Source organism: Niveibacterium umoris (assembly GCF_014197015.1).
In the GTDB taxonomy this organism is placed as follows: Bacteria; Pseudomonadota; Gammaproteobacteria; order Burkholderiales; family Rhodocyclaceae; genus Niveibacterium; species Niveibacterium umoris.
This window is the reverse complement of record NZ_JACIET010000001.1, coordinates 1,056,799-1,076,477: the sequence shown is the minus strand read 5'-3', so window position 1 is coordinate 1,076,477 and position 19,679 is coordinate 1,056,799. Positions and strand designations below refer to the sequence as shown.

Sequence of the window (19,679 nt, the reverse complement as noted above, 5' to 3'; positions counted from 1 at the left end):
GTCCAGACGCGCACCGGCGTCGATCAAGACTTTCTCGCCGGTCACGGTGATCTGACCGCCATCCGAGCGAGCGCTGCCGGCGTCCAGCGCACCGGCGACGCGGGTGATGCCGGCCGGGCCGCCGTCCAGTACGATCTTCCCGGCCTGCGCGCCAAGGGCACGCGCCTGCACCACACCTTCCATGTTCAGCACGGTGTCTGCGAATGCGCCACGGGCGCGCGCCTGGATCGAGACGCTGCCGCCGTCGGTCTGGATGCGCCCAAGTTGATCGACGCGTGGCGCAAGGCTGCCTTCGTCGATGCGAAAGTGCATCAGTCCGTCGCCTTCCACGTCCACCAGCACGGAGTTGCCGGCGACGAGCCCGACCTGTGCGCCATCGGCTGCCAGCGTCCCGCGATTCTCGATCTCCGGTGCGATCAGCGCGATACCGTGAGCGCCCGCAGTGATGCTGCCTTCGTTACGGATCGCGCCAGGGGTGCCCGGAGCGCGGAAGCGGAAGCGATCGGCGAGAAAGTCGTCGCTGCCAAGAGACAGGGTCGAAGCGACCAGCCCACCCACGTCGACCCGGGCGTCCCGCCCAAACACAATGCCGTTTGGGTTCACAAGGAAGACGCGACCGTTGGCCTTGATGTCGCCCAGCAACCGGCTCGGATCCATGCCCAGCACCCGGTTGAGGACAATGGAACTCGAAGAGGGCTGGGCGAACTCCACCCGCTCGCCGCTGCCGATGTTGAACGTGCTCCAGTTGATGATGGCGCGGTCACTGGTCTGCGCCACGTTCAATGCATTGGGAGCGGGGCTCTGGATCTTCACCTTGCCGTGCTCGACGACCGGATTGGTCGGCAGGGCGAAGGCCAGCGGGGCGCCGAAAAGCGCGAGGGCAAGCGCGGCAGCCAGCGTCGGATTGCGGCGTCGCAGATTCGGGGCGGGAAGTGTCGTGGAGCGTGCCATTGGCGAGGATCCTGTCAGGCGTGACGCCAAATTCAGAAGGACTGGTTTGCGACAAAGTAGATCCGCGGTACACGGTCACCGGAATCGCTGACTCCACGCCCCGTCGTGCGCCACGCGACCGAACTCCGGAGCGTGAATCGGCGGGGACTTTCCCAGTTGAATCCGAGGCCTACGCCTGCGATATAGACAGAGTTGTCGAAATCTCTGGGTTGCTTCGACGCATCGTGTCGTAATTGAGCGTAGCCCCAGTCTCCGAAGACTGAAACCGATATTTCCCGGGCTGCGTCGAACCATTGCGCCGGTGGCAGGAGGCGAAACTCGAGCGTGCCGATGTGTCCGTTATCGCCGGCGCCTTCTCCCGGGGCATAGGCCCGCACCCCGGACTCGCCGCCGAGGCCGAATCGTTCGGTCGAATCGAGATTCGCAAACGCGAGCTGACCGTTGTATCGGGCGAACAGGAGCACACGGTTGGGCAAAATCGCCTGCAAGCGCGACGCGGATAGGGCGAGCTTCGAAAAGCGGTGGTCGTTGTCAAGTCCGTTCGCCGGGTTGTCGGGCGTGACCGTCCCCTGGCTCCACAGCGCAGAGAACGAGTTGATGCCGCCGCCGGCAAACTGGTCGCGACCATCTCCGACCACGCCGGTCCAGCCAAGCTTCGTGCGTTTCCGGTTCTCGATCGACAGCCCGCTCTGATTGTCGACGAAGTCTTTCAGATCGGTACCGAGTTGCAGGAACACGTTCAGGTTGCGGCCGCGGATCAGCGGATAGAGACCGAAGGCGGAGTAGGCGGTAGTCGTGCCGTTGAGCCCGAGCGGGAAATCGTCCTCGTTGAGCTGATACTTCAGGTAAGACACCGAGAGGCCCAGCTTGAGTCCATAGCGACTGACCGGCACGGTGTAGTTGGCCAGCGCAAACGCAAGCCCCCCGGTTTGAGAGACGACACCGTTGAGCGATAACCCATCTCCGATTCCGAAGGGGCTCATCAGAGATCCGCCGACGCTGGCACGGTATTCCCCCGAGTAACGCGAGCCGATGTTGTCGAAGGTAAGCTGCGCGCCCAGCCGAGCATCGGGTTCGGGGGTCACGACCAGGGTCGCAGTACCGGGAGTTCGACCGGCCATGACCTCAAAGCGCGCGTTGCCGCCGAGCAGGTCGTTCATCAGGAAGACCATACGTTCGACGTCCTTCACCCGAAGGATTTCGCCCGGTTTGATCGCTTGCAGGTGACTTTCAAGAACCTCGCGCCTGATCAGGCTCTTCGGATTCCAGGCAAGCTTGATCTGGTCCAGGCGTCCCTCAAGCACTGCGATCTCGACCGTTCCATCGCTCGGCGACTGCTCGGGCAGGTAGGCGTACCCGAGGTAGTAACCAAGTTCGCTTTGCAGGTACTCGGTTGCGGCGGCGGCCGCATTGGAAAGATCTTCATAGCTGCGCTGAGGGCCGGCAAACCGCGCGAGCAGCGCTTCGAGTTTTGCCGGATCGGCCTCTGAAAGGCCCGTCACACGAAACGCGCGGATGTCGATACGCACTTCGTCGGCCGGTTTGCCCAATTCTCGTGGCGGCGGTGACGACCGGTCCGGGAGCGGCGCCGCCTGGTCGCGACTGGGTGCCGCTTGTTCGATGTCCCGCTTCAACTCCTCCACTTTGGGGACCACGCGAGGCGTCTGCGCGAAACTCTGTGGAACGCAACAGAAAGCCAGACTCGCGGCAACCAGCCGCATGACGCGCAACGAATCTGCGTGCCGCAGACTATATTTCCAGTGTTCGGGGCACAGCGGTTGGGCGAGCGTCAACGTTCTACCTCTTTGCTGGGGGTCTCACTCGGGACGCGTGCGGGAGGGCGCTACGCGGCACTTCCGCCCGCAACGCCATCTCTGTTAGCGCATCTGAAACCGCGCTATGCATGCCGCCGCACTCGGCCCCTATTGCCGGACGGGAACCGCAAGTATGCCGTCTGCAAGCGACGCTGTGTGTGCAGCGCGTCGCACCCTGAAAGAATATGGGCTTCCCAGCGGCACCCCGTGACGGAAGCGCGCGTGCCGGCCGTACAATCCAGCCGAATCCAGAATCGGAGCCCCCATGAGCAGCGGCCGCGTCAGAAACCCTATTTCCCGACGACAATTTCTCGCCTTGCCGCTGCTTGCCGCCGCGACGCGAATCGGGGCGGTGCAGGGACAGCAGCGACTCGCGCTGGTAATCGGGAATCGCAGCTATCCAGATCCGTTTGATTTGCCACCAATCCCGAAGAACGTAAGGGATGTGGCTTCCGCGCTTGAGCGCAGGGGGTTCCAGGTGACGACAGCCGCAGACCTCATCACGCCGGCATTTCTCGCCGCGATTCGCGACTTCGCGGAAAAGGTGAGGGCTGCGGGCCCGACTGCACTTGCCCTGTTCTTCTTTTCCGGTCACGGAGTGCAGGCCGAAGCCGAGAACCTTCTGCTGTCCTCCGGTTTGAATCCAGCGGGAAAGCCACGAGATCTGCTTGGGCAGGCAGTCAGACTGCGGCGCGACGTGCTTGATGCGTTGCCACAACGCCCGGAGGCGCTGACGATGGCGGTGATCGACGCCTGCCGGACGTCCATAACCTCGGTCGTGCGCGACGCCGATGGTCTCAACCAGATCGAAGCACCGCCCGGAGCGCTTGTGGCGTTCGCCACCGGGGCGGGCCGTCCTGCGATCTCTCCCGTCGATCCGGCGCAGAACACCTTCTATACGGGCTCCTTCGTCAAGGTACTGAACCAGGCGCCAGACGACGTGTCGTTCTCCGACTTCTTCCGGATGGTGAAGGCGGATGTCACCCGCACGATGGAGAACCATCCGGTTCGCGCGATCCGGCAGATTGCGCAGGTTCCGTACATTGCCGAGAACACCCGCAGCCGGATGCGACTAGGGCTGGGAACAGAGACGCTTCCGCTGGCCGAAGACGAGCAAAGTGCATGGAATCAGATCAATGCGGCGTACTGGCCTGGTGACGTGATCGGACGTACCGATGCCTACCTGCGTGCCTTTCCCGATGGGCGATTTGCGGCGAGCGCGGTCGTGGCGCGCGACGGCGCTCGCGAAGCGGCTACGGCACTCAATTCACGGGATGTAAAGCTGTTTCGCAGCGCATTCGCTGTTGAACTCGGCGACGACGAGTATCGAGGCGAACTCGGCAAAGCCGCTCGAGGGGACAAGGATGCGGCGGCGCGGATCGCACGCATGTATCGCAATGGGGCTCACCGCTTGGCGCAGGATCTGAAGCGCTGGGAGGGATGGTTGCAGTTCGCCGTGGAACTAGGCAACGGTATTGCGAGCTACGAACTGGCCTTGCACTATCGGGCGACCGATCAGCCGCATCTCGCATCGCGTTACGAGGGTCGGGCGCGGGCGCTCGGCTTTACGCCGCCACCCACGCTCGACAATTCGCGCAAATAGCGCTTACTTCTGGCGCCCGATCTCGACCCGGCGGTTTTCCGCACCTGCGGGATCGTCGGGTTTGCGCAGTTTTTTGGATCCGAGGCCCGCGGCTTCAAGCTGCCCGGGCTGTGCGCCCTTGGCGATCAGATAGTTGCGAACCGCCTGGGCGCGCTTGTACGAGAGTTTCTCGTTGAGGGCGTCCGAACCGGTGATGTCGGTGTGGCCCTCGATGACGATCTTGTAGCTGGTATCGGTCTTTGTCTTGAGTACTTCCGCAAATGCGTCGAGCTGGTTGCGCAGTTGCTCGCTCAGTTCGGCGGATCCGCGCGCGAACGATGCGCCGGGCAGCGAGAAGCGGACCGCCGGCTTGAAGCCCATGCACTTGAAGCCGCTCGCTTCTAGTTCCTTGCAGGTGTCTTCCGGGAAAAGGCCTTCAGATACTGTTTTGGCGTCTGGCACGTTGGTGCCCAGGTCAACGACTTCTTCAGCGTGGGCGATAGAGGCCCAGGACAGCATGGAACCGAGCAGCAGCGGAAGCAGGCGGGACGGAATGCGCGACATAGGATTTCCTGCAGTGATAGGGGACGATCTGCACGTTAGCGGAGCGCGGACAGTAGTCAAGATCAAGATGCACGGACCGGCGCAAATAGGCTTTGTCGCCAGACTGGCCGCCACATTCGGCCCGTCCGGCATGCGCCGCTGCCAGTTACATTTCCGCGTAGTAGCCGAGCAGACGATCGACTTCGCTGCTTGACCCCATGACCACTGGAATGCGTTGGTCGAGTGCTTCCGGAACCACGTCAAGGATGCGCTGGGTGCCGGTCGAAGCCTTGCCGCCGGCCTGTTCCACGATCATCGCCATCGGGCTGGCCTCGTAGAGCAGGCGCAAGCGGCCGGGTTTGCTCGGATCGCGCTTGTCCTTCGGGTAGATGAAGATGCCGCCGCGCGTGATCAGGCGGTGCATGTCCGCAACCATCGAGGCAACCCAGCGCATGTTGAAGTCCTTGCCGCGCGGTCCGTCCTTACCGGCCAGCAACTCGTCGATGTAGCGCGTGATCGGGGCATCCCAGAGCCGCGCATTCGAGTGATTGATCGCGAACTCCTTGGTCTCCTGCGGGATCTGCATGTCGCGTTGGGTGAGAAACCAGGTGCCGAACTCACGATCGAGGGTGAAGGCAACTACGCCCGATCCGACAGTCAGCACCAGCAGGGTCTGTGGGCCATACAAGGCGTAGCCGGCGGCGTGCTGGCGGCTGCCCGGTTGCAGGAAGGCCTGCGTGTCCGGCGTCTGTCCGGGCGGGCACTGCAGCACCGAGAAGATCGTGCCGACCGAAACGTTGTATTCGAGGTTGTTGGTGGCATCGAGCGGATTGAACACCAGCAGGTATTCGCCCTTCGGGTAACGGTTCGGAATCACGTAGGGTTCGGTCATGGTGTCCGAGGCCATCGCGGCGAGGTGGCCGCCCCATTCGTTGGACATCAGCAGGATCTCGTTTGCCACCTGATGGATCGGTTCCGCGTGCGGTGGCTCGTCGTCGGAGGCATAGCCGGAACCGACGGTACGAGAGATGTTCGCCTTGCCGACATTCACGCTGATCGCGCGTACGGCGCGCGCTACGACTTCGATCAGAAGGCGCAGGTCGCCGGTGATGACATTGCGGTCCCGCTGTTGTTCGAGCAGGTATTGCGTAAGCGTGACGCGTTCCATGATTCGTTCCCCGTTGTCCTGTCGAGCCGTCGGTGTCGATCAACCGGCGGGTGCGGGTTGAAGTATGCGAGCAGCGCCGGGGCTGCAACAGTAGGGATGGCCCGAAGTGCCGCGAGGCGGAGCAATTCAGTCAGGTCGATGTCCGCAAGCTCGAGCGCGCAGCCCACGCGAGTCAATGCGCAGAGCCTCGGACAAGAGGGTCAATCGTAGGGGCCTTCGTCGGCCACGAGGTGGCCCATGTGTGCGGCCGCCAATTGCCCGAACGACAGGCCGCCGTCGTTGGCGGGCACCTCTTGCGGCCAGAACACCGAGAAACCGGCTGAACGCAGCGCCTGGTCCGCGAGTTCAACAAGCAGTCGGTTCTGGAAGCAGCCGCCGCCCAGAACAACGCGTTCAAGCCCCTGGGACTGCGCCACACGCACTGTCATCGCGGCGAGTGTGGCGTGGAATCGCGCCGCCAGCGTAGCGGGCGCATCGCCGCATTCGATCCCCTCCAGCAGCGCCTGCAGCAGCGGGCGCCAGTCCAGTTCGCCGCGCGCTAATCCAAATGGCAAGGGTTCAGCCCCCATTGCAGCTTCGGCGGCAAATTGCAGCTGCATTGCCGCTTCGCCTTCAAACGAGCATTCGCGAGCGACGCCAAGCAGGAAAGCCACCCCGTCAAACAAGCGTCCGATACTCGTCGATGCAGGGCAGCGGACGCCACCTTGCAACATCGTCAGCAGTGCCGCGCGTTCGGCACGGGTGAAGGCCGCGATAATCGCCGGGTGTTCAAGCGCGGCTGCGCCTTCTAACGCAAATAACAGGCCCAGTGCCGCGCGGCGAGGTTCTTCTGCGGCGCGGTCGCCACCCGGGAGAGGGAACTGCCGCAGGGACGCCACGCGCCTTGCTCCGTTCGTATCGAGCGCGAAGCATTCGCCGCCCCGTACCACGTTGCCGCCGCCGATGCCGCTGCCGTCCCACGCGAAGCCAGTAAATGGGAGCGCGACGCCATGTTCGCTAGCCGTCGCGTGCAGGTGCGCGAGGTGATGCCACACCGGAACGAGTTCTGCATTCGCCGTTGCGGCCAGAGCCTCGCCGGCCATGGCGCTGGCGTAGTCGAGGTTTGCATCTACGATCACCCTTGCAGGCGGGGCGTCGAGCAAGCCGATCAATTCCCGTGACGCGGTCCCATGCTGTTCCCGCGCGGCTACCGAATCCAGATCGCCGTTGTACTGGCTCATCACCGCGACGCCGCCGAGGCTCACTGCCACGGTGTTCTTCTGGTGCGCACCACACGCCAGCATGCCGCGCGGCCCGGCAAATGGCATCGTCAGCGGCACATGTCCGCGCGCGCGGCGCAGCATCTGCGGTTTGCCCGCGATGAGTTGTACCACCGAGTCATCGAGTCGGTGGGTGATCCGGCGATCATGGACCAGCAGGCAATCGGCGATGCCGGCAAGGTCTCTGGCCGCCTCTTCATTGTCGATGGCGATGGGTTGGCCAGAAGCATTACCACTGGTCACCACCAGCGGTGTCTCGCAGGCATCAAGAAGAAGTGCGTGCAGTCCGCTGGAAGGCAGCATCACGCCGAGCATCGGGCTGCCGGGCGCGACCTCGGCGGCGATGGCGTCCCCACAACGCTTGAGCAGGACGATTGCGCCAGCGCGATCCGTCAGCAGCGTGTGGGCGCCTGAATCAAGCGCCACATGCAGCGACGCCTCATCCAGTGATCCAACCATGACTGCCAGCGGCTTGGCGGGCCGGCGTTTGCGCAGGCGCAAGCGCTGCACGGCGTCTGAATTGCTGGCGTCCACCAGTAACTGGAATCCTCCCAAGCCCTTGAGCCCGACGATCTCTCCGTTGCGAAGACGGGCCGCGGCGGTTTCGATCGCCTTGTCCCGGTTAGCAAGCAGCTTGCCGGTCATTGTGACCAGACTGAGCGTCGGGCCGCAGGTGGGGCAGGTGATGGTTTGGGCGTGAAAGCGGCGATCCGTGCTGTTCCGGTATTCCGCGGCGCATGCGTCGCACATCGGAAAGTCGCCCAGTGCGGTGCGGGCGCGATCGAAGGGCTGCGCCTCACTGATGCTGTAACGCGGGCCGCACACCGCACAACTGATGAAGGGGTAGCGATAGCGCCGGTTGAGCGGGTCGCGCATTTCGGCGAGGCATTCAGGGCAGGTGACAGTATCCGGCAACAGGGTCGGGATCCCTGCGCCCGGGTTCGTACTGTCTTCAATGCGGAAGCGGCGATCGCCCTCGGGCGGCAGCGTGAGTTGTTCGATGTGGTCGATGCGGCAGGGCGGTGGCAACTGTTGCAGCGCAGTCTCGAATGCACGCAGAGCATCGGCGTGCCCTTCGACCTCGATCCGGACGACCCCCGCCTGATTCTGCACAAAACCGTGCAGACCTTGGCCTTGCGCGAGTCGCGCCACGCTCGGACGGAAACCGACGCCCTGGACGACCCCGGTGATGTCGAAACGAATCCGCTGGATTGGCACGGGTGTGGGGATCATGGCCTGCAAGGGGCTGGCGGCACCGAATGTTGGCGCATATGGCACATGCCGAGCTTGCCGTATCGATGATCACGTTCCCTGACGCGGCGCAAAAGAGGCTCTGGCTCGACGCCTAGAATCATTCGAGTACGCGGTATGTCACCCTGGGGTTTCGTTGCGGAGGTGCGCAATGCCATTGTCGTCCAGCCTGGATCGGGTCCTTGCGAGGATTTCCGCGCGGTATCGCGACGATCCGTACCAATTACTGCAGATGTTACGCGCGGTACAGGCTTCATACTCGCATGTCCCCCCGGCGGCGATTGACTTCTTCGCGCGCCACCTGCGGCTGCCCCACTCGCAGGTGCAGGGCGTCGTAGAGTTCTACGCCTTCTTGCACGAAGTGCCCCGCGGGCGCTACGACATCCGGTTCTCGGACAACATCACCGATCAGATGCTCGGCTCGCGTGGCCTGATGAACCGCCTTTGCGAGCGATTGGGCGTCAAACCCGGCGTGCCGCGACGCGATGGCTCGGTGACCGTTGATCTTACCTCGTGCACAGGCATGAGCGACCAGGGACCCGCCGCCATGGTCAATGGCCTGGCGGTCACCCGCCTGGATGCGACGCGCATTGACGAAATGGCCGATCTGGTCGACGCAGGAATCGCCCTGGAGGCCTGGCCGCGGGACTGGTTCGCGGTGCGCGACAACATCAGGCGCACCGGGCCGATGCTCGATCTACACATGACGCCCGGCGCGGCGTTGAAGGCTGCAATTGCACGTGGGGCGGCAAGCACCTTGTCGGAACTTTCACGCTCCGGCCTGCGCGGGCGGGGCGGCGCGGGTTACCTGACAGCGCATAAATGGCGCTTCTGCATGGAAGCGCCGGGCGTGCAGCGCTTTGTCGTGTGCAACGCCGATGAGGGCGAACCGGGCACGTTCAAGGATCGGGTGCTGCTCAACCGGTTTTCTGGAGAACTTTTCGAAGGGATGGCGCTGGCCGGCTTCGTGGTTGGGGCCCGACAGGGATTCCTTTACCTGCGCGGCGAGTATGAATACCTGTTGCCGCATCTGGAGGCTGTGCTCGAACGCTGCCGGGAAGAGGGGTTGCTGGGGAGCAACCTGTTCGGGTCGGGCTTCGATTTCGACATCTCGATTCATCTTGGCGCCGGCGCCTACATCTGTGGCGAGGAATCGGCGCTGATCGAGTCGCTCGAAGGCAAGCGCGGCCAGGCACGCGTGCGGCCGCCTTTCCCGGCGGTGCGCGGTTACGCCGACAAGCCGACGGTGGTCAACAACGTTCAGACCTTCATCCAGGCAGCCCAGGTGGCGGCGATGGGAAGTGCGTGGTTTTCAAGTCTGGGAACCGAGAAGTCACGTGGGACGGTGCTGTTGTCGATCTCGGGTGACGTGCCCAAGCGTGGCATCTACGAGTATCCCTTCGGTGTCAGCATCGGCGAGGTGCTGGGTGACTGCGGCGCGACGGCGGTGCAGGCAATCCAGATCGGCGGGCCATCGGGTCACCTGATTGGCGCGTCGGAGTTCCACAGGAAGATTGCCTTCGAGGATCTCCCCACCACCGGTTCGCTGATGGTGTTCGACTGGACGCGCGACGTGGTCGCCGTTGTGCAGAACTTCGCGCGCTTCTTCCAGCACGAGTCCTGCGGATTCTGCACGCCGTGCAGGGTCGGCACGACCGTGATGCGACAGCTGATCGACAAGGTCGTCGAGGGCAAGGCAACGACGGCGGACCTGAATGAGATGGAGAGCGCGGGCCAGGTCACGCGCGCGCTCAGCCATTGCGGCCTGGGTCAGACCGCACCGAATCCGATGCTCGATGCCTTGGCGCATTTCCGTGCGGCTTTCGAAGCGCGCATCCATGACGGAGGCGGCGATCCAGGCTTCGATCTTGATGCGGAATTGAGCGAGGCAAGGTCCATGTTCGGCGCCGACGTCGCCAAGGAGGGCCATCATGGCGGATAAAGGACACTTCAGCTTCGATGGCGTGCAATTGCCGTTCCTGCAGGGGCAGACCATCCTGCAGGCCGCGGCCGACGCCGGACACTACATTCCTCATCTGTGTTACCGGCCGGAATTCCCGCCGCACGGCTCGTGCAAGCTCTGTTCGGTCAAGGCCAACGGCAAGTTCACGTCGGCGTGCTTCGAACCGGTCACCGAGGGTATGAAGGTCGAGAGCGAAACGCCGGAGATCCAGGGCTACCGCAAACGCGTGGTGCAGATGCTCTTCGCCGAGGGCAATCATTACTGCCCCTTCTGCCAGCAAAGCGGCAATTGCAAGCTGCAGGCGGTTGCCTACCACCTTGGCATGGAAGACACGCACTACGCCCACCAGTATCCGCGCAGGCAACTCGACGCCTCCCATCCCGACGCGATGATCGACTATGACCGTTGCATCCTTTGTGAGCTGTGCGTAAGGGCCAGCCGTGATGTCGACCACAAACAGGTATTTGGCGTGGCTGGTCGGGGCATAGAGGCGCGTTTGCTGGTCAACAGCCCGAGCGGTCTGCTCGGCGATTCACGTTTCTCGATCACCGACGCGGCCGCCCAGGTTTGCCCGGTCGGCGCAATCGTTCCGAAGAAGGCAGCCTTTGCGGTCCCGATCGGGCAGCGGCGCTATGACACCCACGATATCGGTGAGGAGCTTGCTTGCCCACCGAGCGAAAACAAGGGTGATTGAGAAAGCAAGCGCGCCCACTGTCGGCGCTTGATCCCGGACAAGAGGGGCGCGCCGCACCAAGCGTATCAATTGCGGTTGGCGATATTTCCCTCAGGGACACGACATGGCATCCCCCCTCGGTCAGTCAGCGACGCTGCACGACATTGCTGCGCGTCACCTTCACGCGCGCCACCGTTTGCTGCAAATGCTGCGCGAAGTTCAAGCGAGCCGCTCCTACGTTCCGGAAGAGGCAATCCAGTTCTTCGCGCACGTGCTCAACCTGCCGATTGCCCGCGTCAGGGGTTGCGTCGAGTTCTACAGCTTTCTGCACACCACGCCGCGTGGGCAATTCGACGTGTATTTCAGCGACTCGGTGACTGACCGCATGGCGGGGAGTCAGATCGTGGCAAAGCGCCTTGCCGACCGCCTGGGTGTGACCCTCGGTCAGCCACGCGCCGATGGGCGTGTGACCGTATCGATGACGTCGTGTACCGGTCACTGCGAGCAAGCGCCAGCGGGCCTGGTGAACGGCCGTGTTTTCACGCGGATGACCGAAGCCCGCATCGAAAAGATGGCCTCGCTGATCGAACACGGTGTTCCGGCCAGCGAGTGGCCTGCCGAATGGTTTCATGTTGATGACGGCATCCGCGAACGTGGCATCACCCTTGATACCGTAATCCCGCCGGGAGAGGCCATTCGCGCTGCGCTCGCCCGCGGATTGCCGGCGACGCTGGACGAAGTTGAACGCTCGGGTCTGCAGGGGCGCGGCGGTGCCGGTTTTCCGGTGGGGCGGAAGTGGCGCGGCGCCTTCGATACCAAGGGTACCCACTACATCACCTGCAATGCCGATGAGGGCGAGCCGGGCACGTTCAAGGACCGCGTGCTGCTCGCCAAGTATGCCGACGAGTTGTTCGAAGGCATGACGATTGCGGGACTGCTCGTCGGCGCCAAGAAGGGCTATGTGTACATGCGTGGCGAGTACGAGTACATGATGGAAGGCTTGCAGACCGTGCTGGCCGAACGTCGTGCCGCCGGCCTGCTGGGCGAGAACGTCTGCGAGAGCGGGCTGGATTTCGACCTGCGCATCCACCTTGGCGCGGGCGCCTACGTCTGTGGCGAACAGTCTGCCTTGCTCGAATCGCTGGAAGGCAAACGCGGCATCCCGCGCGTGCGGCCGCCGTCCGCGGTGAAGATCGGGCTGTTCGGTCAATCGACGATCAACAACAACGTCGAATCGTTCGTGCAGGCTGCCCAGATCGCATGGAAAGGGGCCGACTGGTTCTCCGCTCACGGCGAAGCCAAGTCGCGCGGCACCAAGTTGCTGTCGATCGCGGGCGATTGCCAGCGCCCCGGAATCTATGAGTTGCCGCTTGGCACGACGGTTCGCGAGGTGCTCGCGCGCTGCGGTGGCGAGAACGCCAAAGCGGTGCAGGTTGGCGGCCCGGCGGGCACCTGTGTCGGGCGCGCCGAGTTCGATCGTCGCGTGAGCTACGCCGACCTCTCAACCGGCGGCAGCATCATGGTGTTCAACGATCTGCGCGACATGGTCGATGTGGCGCGGCAGTTTGCACACTTTTTCGCCCACGAGTCGTGCGGTTTCTGTACCCCTTGTCGAGTCGGCACCCAGATGCTCAAGCACTACGCCGACAAGATCGCTGACGGCCAGGGTACCCAGCGAGATCTGGAACAGGTGAGTTCGATCGGTGAATTCGTCAAGGCGTATTCCCACTGCGGCTTGGGCGAGACAGCCCCCAATACGCTGCTCGATACGATCAAGCGATTCCCGGAGGAATACACCAGCCGACTGCTGGCGGAAGCGGACTTTGTGCCCGAGTTCGATCTGGATGCGTCGGTTACCGAGTCGCGCGCGCTGACCGGGCGGCACGATCAACTTGACCAGATTCACAGCGATTGAGAACGACCGATGAGCGACACGAAAAACACCTTCACTCTGGACGGCAAGCCCGTCGCTTTTGAAGCGGGCCAGACCATCATGAATGCGGCGCTGGCCGCCGGTCACTACATCCCGCATCTGTGCCATCACCGCGAGTTCCAGCCGCATGGCAGCTGCAAGGTCTGCACCGTCCGGGTCAATGGCTGGCTGAGCGCGAGTTGTACGACGCCGGCCAGTGCCGGTGCCAAGGTTGAAAGTGAAGCACCGGACATCCAGGACGCGCGCCGCCGCATCGTGCAGATGCTGTTCATCGAGGGCAACCACTTCTGCCCATTCTGCGTGAAGAGCGGTAACTGTCAGCTGCAAGCGGTGGCTTATCACCTTGGCATGGAAGACACCTCTCTGCCGCACCGTTTTCCGAGCCGCAGCATGGACGCCTCGCACCCCGAAGTGGTGCTCGATCGTGACCGCTGCATCAACTGTTCGCTGTGTGTGCGCGCCAGCCGGGATGCGGACGGCAAGGAGCTCTTCGGGCTCAGCGGCCGCGGTATCGACACGCAACTCGTGGTCAACTCGTCGACGGGCCTGCTCAAGGACACCAATATCGAGGCGAATGACCGGGCGGTGCAGGTTTGCCCGACCGGTGCGCTGCTGGTCAAACGCCGTGGCTACGAGCAACCGATCGGCGAGCGCCGATTCGATACCCAGGCCATCGAATGCGAATTCGAATCCAAGTACTGAGAATCGAGCAATCATGAACGCCCCAGTCGAACATCCACCCCGCCTGAAAGTCGCGACCTGCTCGCTTGCCGGTTGCTTCGGGTGCCACATGTCCTTTCTCGACGTCGATGAACGGATCGTGGATCTCGCCCAGATCGTCACTTTTGACCGCACGCCGCTGACCGACATCAAGCACTGTTCCGAACATGTCGACGTCGGGCTGATCGAAGGGGGCCTGTGCAATGTCGAAAACGTCGAAGTGCTGCGCGAATTCCGCGCGCACTGCCGCTATATCGTTGCCGTGGGCTCTTGCGCGATCACAGGTGGAGTCCCGGCCGTGCGCAACAAGTTTTCGCTTGAATCGTGCCTGCGTGAGGCCTACATCGAGGCCCCCGGAATCGAGAATCCGCACATTCCGCACGATGCAGAGATCCCCCTGCTGCTGAACAAGGTAAGGCCGATCCACGAAGTGGTGCGGGTCGATTATGTGCTGCCGGGTTGCCCGCCCCCTGCCGACGCGTTCTGGGAACTGCTGTCCGCGTTGGTCGAAGGGCGCGAACCGCAACTTGCCTACGAAAACCGTCGTTTCGACTGAGCCGGAGCCCGAGCATGTACGAAAATCTGGAAACAGCCACCGAAACGATCGGTCTGCAACGTCTGGCGATCGAACCGGTTAGCCGTGTCGAAGGTCATGGCAAGGTCACACTCTTGCTCGATGAGAACCGTGTGGTGCGTCAGGCGCGCCTGCATGTTGTCGAGTTTCGTGGCTTCGAGAAGTTCATCCAGGGGCGCCCCTACTGGGAAGTACCGACGCTGGTGCAGCGGCTCTGCGGCATCTGCCCGGTGAGCCACCTGCTGGCGGCGTCCAAAGCCACGGACTTCTTCGTGTCGGGCAATCAGCCGATCTCGCCCACGGCGACCAAGTTGCGACGCTTGCTGCATTTTGGCCAGATGTTGCAGTCGCACGCGCTGCATTTCTTCCACCTTGCATCGCCGGACCTGCTGTTCGGCTACGACGACCCGGTTCCACACCGCAACGTCGTGGGCGTTCTGACCGACCACCCTGAAATCGGCCTCATCGGCGTCAAACTGCGGAAGTTCGGGCAGGAAGTGATTCGCGTGCTGACCGGCAAACGGGTGCACGGCACCGGCTCGGTGCCAGGTGGCTTCAACAAGCCGCTGTCGCAGGAAGAACGTGACTACCTCAAGTCAGACATCCTGACCGTATTGGGCTGGGCAGCGCACGGGCTGGCAATCGCGCGCCAGCTCTACCTTGCGGACGAGCCGGCAAACCGCGGTTTCGCAGCGGCGAACTCGAACTTCCTGTCCCTGGTTGCGCCGGACGGCGGGCTCGAGTTGTACCACGGTGGCATCCGTGTCAAGGATGCAGCAGGCGGGATCGTTCTCGATCACTTCGATTACCGGGGCTACAACGCCATCCTTCACGAAGAGGTCAAGTCGTGGAGCTACATGAAGTTTCCCTTCCTGACGGCCTTGGGCAAGGAGCAGGGCTGGTATCGCGTGGGGCCGCTGGCGCGGGTCAACAACTGCGATCACATTCCCACGCCGCGTGCCGAGGCGGCGCGGGTGGACTTCATGGCGCAGGGCGCAGGGCAGCCGGTACAGGCGACACTGGCTTACCACTGGGCGCGAATGATCGAGCTGCTTCACTGCGCCGAAGCGATTGCCGAGTTGCTGGATGATCCGGAGATCACCGGGACAGATCTGTCCCGCAGCGGCAAGCCATTGCGCGAAGGCGTCGGCGTTATCGAAGCACCGCGTGGCACGCTGTTCCATCACTACAAGATCGACTCGAATGACCTGGTCACCATGGCCAACCTGATCGTTTCGACGACCAGCAACAACACTGCCATGAACGAATCGGTGCGGGCGGTGGCGGCAGAGTGTTTTGATGGCCGCGAGATCAGCGAGGGTCTGCTGAACCGAATCGAGGTTGCAATTCGGGCCTACGATCCCTGCCTGTCGTGCGCAACGCATGCCGTGGGCAAGATGCCGCTCAGCATCGAGGCAATCGCACCGGATGGCGATGTGGTGAGCCGTCTCGTCAAGGGCGGGAATGGGGAACTTAGCCGCGAGGCGGTGCTGTGACGCCCGCGCCATTGCTGGTTCTGGCCTTTGGCAATCCCGGTCGCGGTGACGATGCGGTGGGCCCGCTGCTCGGTGACAAGCTGGCTGGCTGGCTGGTGGATCAGCGTGCGGACGATGTTGAAGTGGTTGTCGACTTCCAACTGAACATCGAACACGCCCTGGATTTAGTCGGGCGTCGCCGCGTGCTGTTCATCGACGCGCGCGCATCCGGCGAAGCCGGTGCCCGCTTCGAGTCGGTATCGGCCCAGGCGGATGCGAGCTATTCGACGCATGCGGTGTCGCCACAAGGATTGCTTGAGGTTCACGCGAAAGTGGTCGGCGGTGCATCGCCTCGTGCAGAGATCCTGTCGGTGCGCGGGGAGTCCTTCGAACTCGGCGCGCCCTTGTCTGCCGCGGCGAACGAAGGCGTTGAAGCTGCGTGGCGGGGTTTGATCGATTGGGTGGTGCGGGCGCGAGGCGTGTCGGAGGCTCTCTGTGCATGAGGCATCGCTGGCCGAACAGGTCGTCGCCATTGTGGAACGCAGCGCCGAGCCTGGCGCGCGGGTGCTCGCCATTACGCTAGAACTGGGTGACCTGGCCGGTGTCGAAGAAGACGCCTTGTTGTTTGCTTTGACGAGCGCCATGTTGCATACACGTGCCGAGGGCGCCACTGTACATGTGTTACGGTTGCCAGCACGGGCGCGCTGCCATGATTGCGGTGGGGAGCAGGCTATCGAGATTCGTTACCAGCCCTGTGGAATCTGCGGGCGTGGTGGGCTGGAAATCCTGCAAGGCACCGAGATGCGTGTTCGTTCCATCGTCGTTGAAGAGCGCAAGGCCATCGCGGAAACGAGGTAGAAGGGGCTGTATGTGTGAGGTGTGTGGGTGTGGAAATCCGTACCGTCCGACGGCGCGTTCGCGACCCAAGACGGTGCCGGCCAGCGAGTCGCTGCATTTCGGGCATGGCCCGGCTGGCGTTGAAATCCCCGGAATGAGCCAGGCTCGTGTACTCGAAATACAAGAAGACATCCTTGGCCGCAACGACGAAATCGCCGCGCGCAATCGCGCGGCCTTCGCTCGTGCCGGCGTGCTGGCTCTCAACCTGGTGTCCAGCCCGGGTTCAGGGAAAACCACCTTGCTGGTTGAATCGCTCAAGCGCCTGGCAGATCGCCTGCCCCTTGCGGTAATCGAGGGCGATCAGCAGACCGATTTCGATGCGCAACGCATTCGCGAAACCGGTGTCCGAGCCTTGCAGGTCAATACCGGGCGCGGGTGCCATCTCGATGCAGCCATGGTCGAGAAGGCACTGGAGAAGCTTTCGATGCCGGTCAGCGGCGTGCTGTTCATCGAAAACGTCGGAAATCTGGTGTGCCCGTCCGGTTTCGACCTTGGCGAAGCCCACAAAGTGGTGTTCCTGTCGGTGACCGAGGGCGAAGACAAGCCGCTCAAGTATCCGGACATGTTCGCGGCCGCCGATCTGATGATCCTCACCAAGATCGACCTGCTGCCACACCTTCGCTTCGATGTCGCGCGCTGCTGCGATTACGCTCGCACCGTCAATCCGGCGATCGAGATCATCCAACTGTCGGCAAGCAGCGGCGAGGGGATGGATGTCTGGCTCGACTGGATTTCATCCGCGCGCGAATCGCAGGCCTTGCACGCACGGCAGAGTGCCAGCGAAGCGGCGCAAGCCTGAGCAAACGCAAGCGTCGAGCTCAGCGCAGCGTCCGAACGCAGTCCTTCGCGAGTTGCAGGTTTGCGACAAATCCGCTCATTGTCTGACGCACGCTCTCACGCAGGCCGTTGGCCTTCATGTAGCGCACCCGTACGGTCAGATTGTCGTCGTGGACCAGATAGTCCGTGAGCAAGGCGGTGTCGGCAGCACCGACGCGCAGGGCGCCCGCCGGGGTGAGTCGCACATCCCCGAGAAAGCGCTGCCCCGGGACATAGATGCCGACCTCGGCCAGGTTCGAATCAAACGGTGTTGTTGGCGATCCGACCTGTGCGACCGGCGTAATCAGCGCCTCCACCATTTCTTTCGTGTGCTCGATCCGGATCTGCACCTGACCGGCTGAGCGGCTGCGCGAGCCGATCGCGATCGGGGGCGAGACAATCAGACAGATGCCCCTGCCGCCCGCTTCATCAATGCGCTCGAAACGCCACGCGTCGGGCGCCACCATTGTCTGAGCGCCGGTGACATTGGCAGTGGTCGTCTCGGCAGAGCAGGGAATGTCCTGAAAGATCACGCGGCCGTTCGCCGCCTGGCATTTGAACGTGGTGGCATGCGCGAGCGGCGAAGCGAGCATCCAGCAAGCGAAGAGGGCGATAAGGAGCTTCATGGTCGTCGTTGGTTCGAGAAGATGTAATGCCCGTCTTGATGATCGCCGCGCGGCCACTGGACACGCCTTCCACGCTGCTCCGGACGACAGGATTATGATCGATCACCGTTGAAGGTGTCGGTGTGTTTTTGCGACCCGTGCAGCAACGCCCAGCCCACGGTATCTAGTCCAATTGGGGACGTGCCGCCGGGGCGAAAGAGTGCATCATGCGCGTTTGCGCGGCCCGACAAGATCCGCGGCACCCAGTTTTAGAGAGGATTGAAACATGCGCATCGAACAGGATTTCAAACTCGACTTCAAGGACGTGCTGATACGTCCGAAGCGCTCGACGCTGACCTCCCGCTCTGAGGTTGATATCTCGCGGGATTACGTCTTCCACCATTCCAAGCGTCACTACCGTGGCGTGCCGATCATCGCGGCCAACATGGACGTCACCGGCACTTTCGAGATGGCGAACGCACTCGCCCGGCAAAAGCTTGCGACAGCCCTTCACAAGCATTACGACGAAGACCAGCTGGTCGCGCATTTCACTTCGCTGCCGCCGGACGCGACCAACTTCTATTCGATGGGAATCGCGGCGCCCGACATCAAGAAGTTCCGCCGTGTCATGGAGCGGGCTGGCACCGCCATCACGGCGGTGTGTATCGATGTCGCGAACGGCTATACCAAGGCCTTCGTCGACTTCATCCATAAGCTGCGGGAAGAGTTCCCCGCGCTGACGATCATGGCCGGCAACGTCGTTACCGGCGAGATGACCGAAGAGCTGATTCTGGGCGGGGCCGATATCGTCAAGGTAGGCATCGGTCCGGGGTCGGTGTGCACGACACGCAAGATGACCGGGGTCGGCTATCCGCAACTTTCGGCCATCATCGAATGCGCCGATGCGGCGCATGGTCTCAGCGGCCTGATCTGCGCCGACGGCGGATGCACGACGCCGGGTGACGTTGCAAAGGCCTTCGGTGGCGGTGCGGACTTCGTCATGCTCGGCGGCATGCTGGCGGGGCACGATGAGTGTTCTGGCGAACTGGTGGAGATCGACGGTGCCCGCAAGATGCGCTTCTACGGCATGAGCTCGCGCACCGCCATGCAGAAATACGCTGGCGGCGTGGCCGAGTACCGCGCATCGGAAGGCAAGGAAGTGCTCATCGACTACCGCGGCCCGGTAGACGGCACGCTGCAGGATTTGCTCGGCGGCGTGCGTTCGGCCTGCACCTATGTCGGCGCCCGCAAGCTCAAGGAGCTCTCGAAACGGACGACCTTCATCCGCGTCGGCCAACAGCTTAACGAGGTCTTCGGGAAGTCCTGAACCGTCGTACGCGGCGGAGCCCCACGGCTGCCGCACCGGGCCGAGCATTTCGATAGGTACCGGCGTACCGGCGGGCAAGATGGGCACCAAGCCCTCTGGGCCCGCGACCGAACCCGACTGGATGTCCG

At 63.0% G+C, this 19,679-nt stretch carries 16 protein-coding genes and 1 pseudogene; 11 read left to right on the top strand and 6 right to left on the bottom strand.

Annotated features, from left to right (window positions below):
• Positions 1–177 precede the first annotated feature (177 nt).
• Together GGR36_RS22320 and GGR36_RS04780 are read right to left on the bottom strand one after the other, a co-directional pair.
• Positions 178–951: pseudogene (locus GGR36_RS22320) on the bottom strand (two-partner secretion domain-containing protein); the annotation flags it as partial.
• Between the two features lie 32 nt (positions 952–983).
• Positions 984–2,606, bottom strand: coding sequence for a ShlB/FhaC/HecB family hemolysin secretion/activation protein (locus GGR36_RS04780; RefSeq protein ID WP_183632407.1), 1,623 nt, complete (start codon positions 2,604–2,606; stop codon positions 984–986).
• A gap of 424 nt (positions 2,607–3,030) precedes the next feature.
• Here GGR36_RS04780 and GGR36_RS04775 point away from each other — a divergent pair, with 424 nt between their 5' ends.
• Positions 3,031–4,368, top strand: a complete 1,338-nt coding sequence (locus tag GGR36_RS04775) for a caspase family protein (protein WP_183632405.1) — start codon at positions 3,031–3,033, stop codon at positions 4,366–4,368.
• A 3-nt stretch (positions 4,369–4,371) separates the two neighbouring features.
• Here GGR36_RS04775 and GGR36_RS04770 read toward each other — a convergent pair whose 3' ends face one another.
• From GGR36_RS04770 to hypF, 3 genes are all read right to left on the bottom strand, one after another.
• Complete coding sequence (locus GGR36_RS04770) at positions 4,372–4,911, bottom strand: OmpA family protein (protein ID WP_183632403.1); 540 nt, start codon at positions 4,909–4,911, stop codon at positions 4,372–4,374.
• 145 nt (positions 4,912–5,056) lie between these two features.
• Positions 5,057–6,058 (bottom strand): class 1 fructose-bisphosphatase, encoded by a 1,002-nt coding sequence (locus GGR36_RS04765; protein ID WP_183632401.1) that lies wholly within the window; start codon positions 6,056–6,058, stop codon positions 5,057–5,059.
• A 200-nt stretch (positions 6,059–6,258) separates the two neighbouring features.
• The gene (gene hypF / locus GGR36_RS04760) at positions 6,259–8,550 is read right to left on the bottom strand and encodes a carbamoyltransferase HypF (RefSeq protein ID WP_183632399.1); all 2,292 of its coding nucleotides are present in this window, start codon (positions 8,548–8,550) and stop codon (positions 6,259–6,261) included.
• 169 nt (positions 8,551–8,719) lie between these two features.
• On the opposite strand from hypF, the gene GGR36_RS04755 reads away from it, so the two are divergent.
• From GGR36_RS04755 to hypB, 9 genes are all read left to right on the top strand, one after another.
• Positions 8,720–10,510: an NAD(P)H-dependent oxidoreductase subunit E gene (locus GGR36_RS04755; RefSeq protein ID WP_183632397.1), complete on the top strand. Its 1,791-nt coding sequence runs from the start codon at positions 8,720–8,722 to the stop codon at positions 10,508–10,510.
• Complete coding sequence (locus GGR36_RS04750; RefSeq protein WP_183632395.1) at positions 10,500–11,225, top strand: 2Fe-2S iron-sulfur cluster-binding protein; 726 nt, start codon at positions 10,500–10,502, stop codon at positions 11,223–11,225. The genes GGR36_RS04755 and GGR36_RS04750 overlap by 11 nt, the downstream gene beginning before the upstream one ends.
• A 103-nt stretch (positions 11,226–11,328) precedes the next feature.
• Positions 11,329–13,119, top strand: a complete 1,791-nt coding sequence (locus GGR36_RS04745) for an NAD(P)H-dependent oxidoreductase subunit E (protein ID WP_183632393.1) — start codon at positions 11,329–11,331, stop codon at positions 13,117–13,119.
• 9 nt (positions 13,120–13,128) lie between these two features.
• Complete coding sequence (locus tag GGR36_RS04740; RefSeq protein ID WP_183632391.1) at positions 13,129–13,839, top strand: 2Fe-2S iron-sulfur cluster-binding protein; 711 nt, start codon at positions 13,129–13,131, stop codon at positions 13,837–13,839.
• 13 nt (positions 13,840–13,852) lie between these two features.
• Positions 13,853–14,413, top strand: a complete 561-nt coding sequence (locus tag GGR36_RS04735) for an NADH-quinone oxidoreductase subunit B family protein (RefSeq protein WP_183632389.1) — start codon at positions 13,853–13,855, stop codon at positions 14,411–14,413.
• Positions 14,414–14,427: 14 nt separating this feature from the next.
• Complete coding sequence (locus GGR36_RS04730; RefSeq protein ID WP_183632387.1) at positions 14,428–15,927, top strand: Ni/Fe hydrogenase subunit alpha; 1,500 nt, start codon at positions 14,428–14,430, stop codon at positions 15,925–15,927.
• A complete protein-coding gene (locus tag GGR36_RS04725; protein WP_183632385.1) occupies positions 15,924–16,409 on the top strand; it encodes a hydrogenase maturation protease in 486 nt (161 codons plus the stop codon). The genes GGR36_RS04730 and GGR36_RS04725 overlap by 4 nt, the downstream gene beginning before the upstream one ends.
• A complete protein-coding gene (locus tag GGR36_RS04720) occupies positions 16,402–16,764 on the top strand; it encodes a hydrogenase/urease maturation nickel metallochaperone HypA (RefSeq protein ID WP_183632383.1) in 363 nt (120 codons plus the stop codon). Before GGR36_RS04725 ends, GGR36_RS04720 begins: the two co-directional genes overlap by 8 nt.
• 133 nt (positions 16,765–16,897) lie before the next feature.
• Positions 16,898–17,602: a hydrogenase nickel incorporation protein HypB gene (gene hypB / locus GGR36_RS04715; RefSeq protein ID WP_420847481.1), complete on the top strand. Its 705-nt coding sequence runs from the start codon at positions 16,898–16,900 to the stop codon at positions 17,600–17,602.
• A 19-nt stretch (positions 17,603–17,621) separates the two neighbouring features.
• Here hypB and GGR36_RS04710 read toward each other — a convergent pair whose 3' ends face one another.
• Positions 17,622–18,302: a DUF4124 domain-containing protein gene (locus GGR36_RS04710; protein ID WP_183632379.1), complete on the bottom strand. Its 681-nt coding sequence runs from the start codon at positions 18,300–18,302 to the stop codon at positions 17,622–17,624.
• A gap of 208 nt (positions 18,303–18,510) precedes the next feature.
• Here GGR36_RS04710 and GGR36_RS04705 point away from each other — a divergent pair, with 208 nt between their 5' ends.
• Complete coding sequence (locus GGR36_RS04705; RefSeq protein WP_183632377.1) at positions 18,511–19,551, top strand: GMP reductase; 1,041 nt, start codon at positions 18,511–18,513, stop codon at positions 19,549–19,551.
• Positions 19,552–19,679 lie beyond the last annotated feature (128 nt).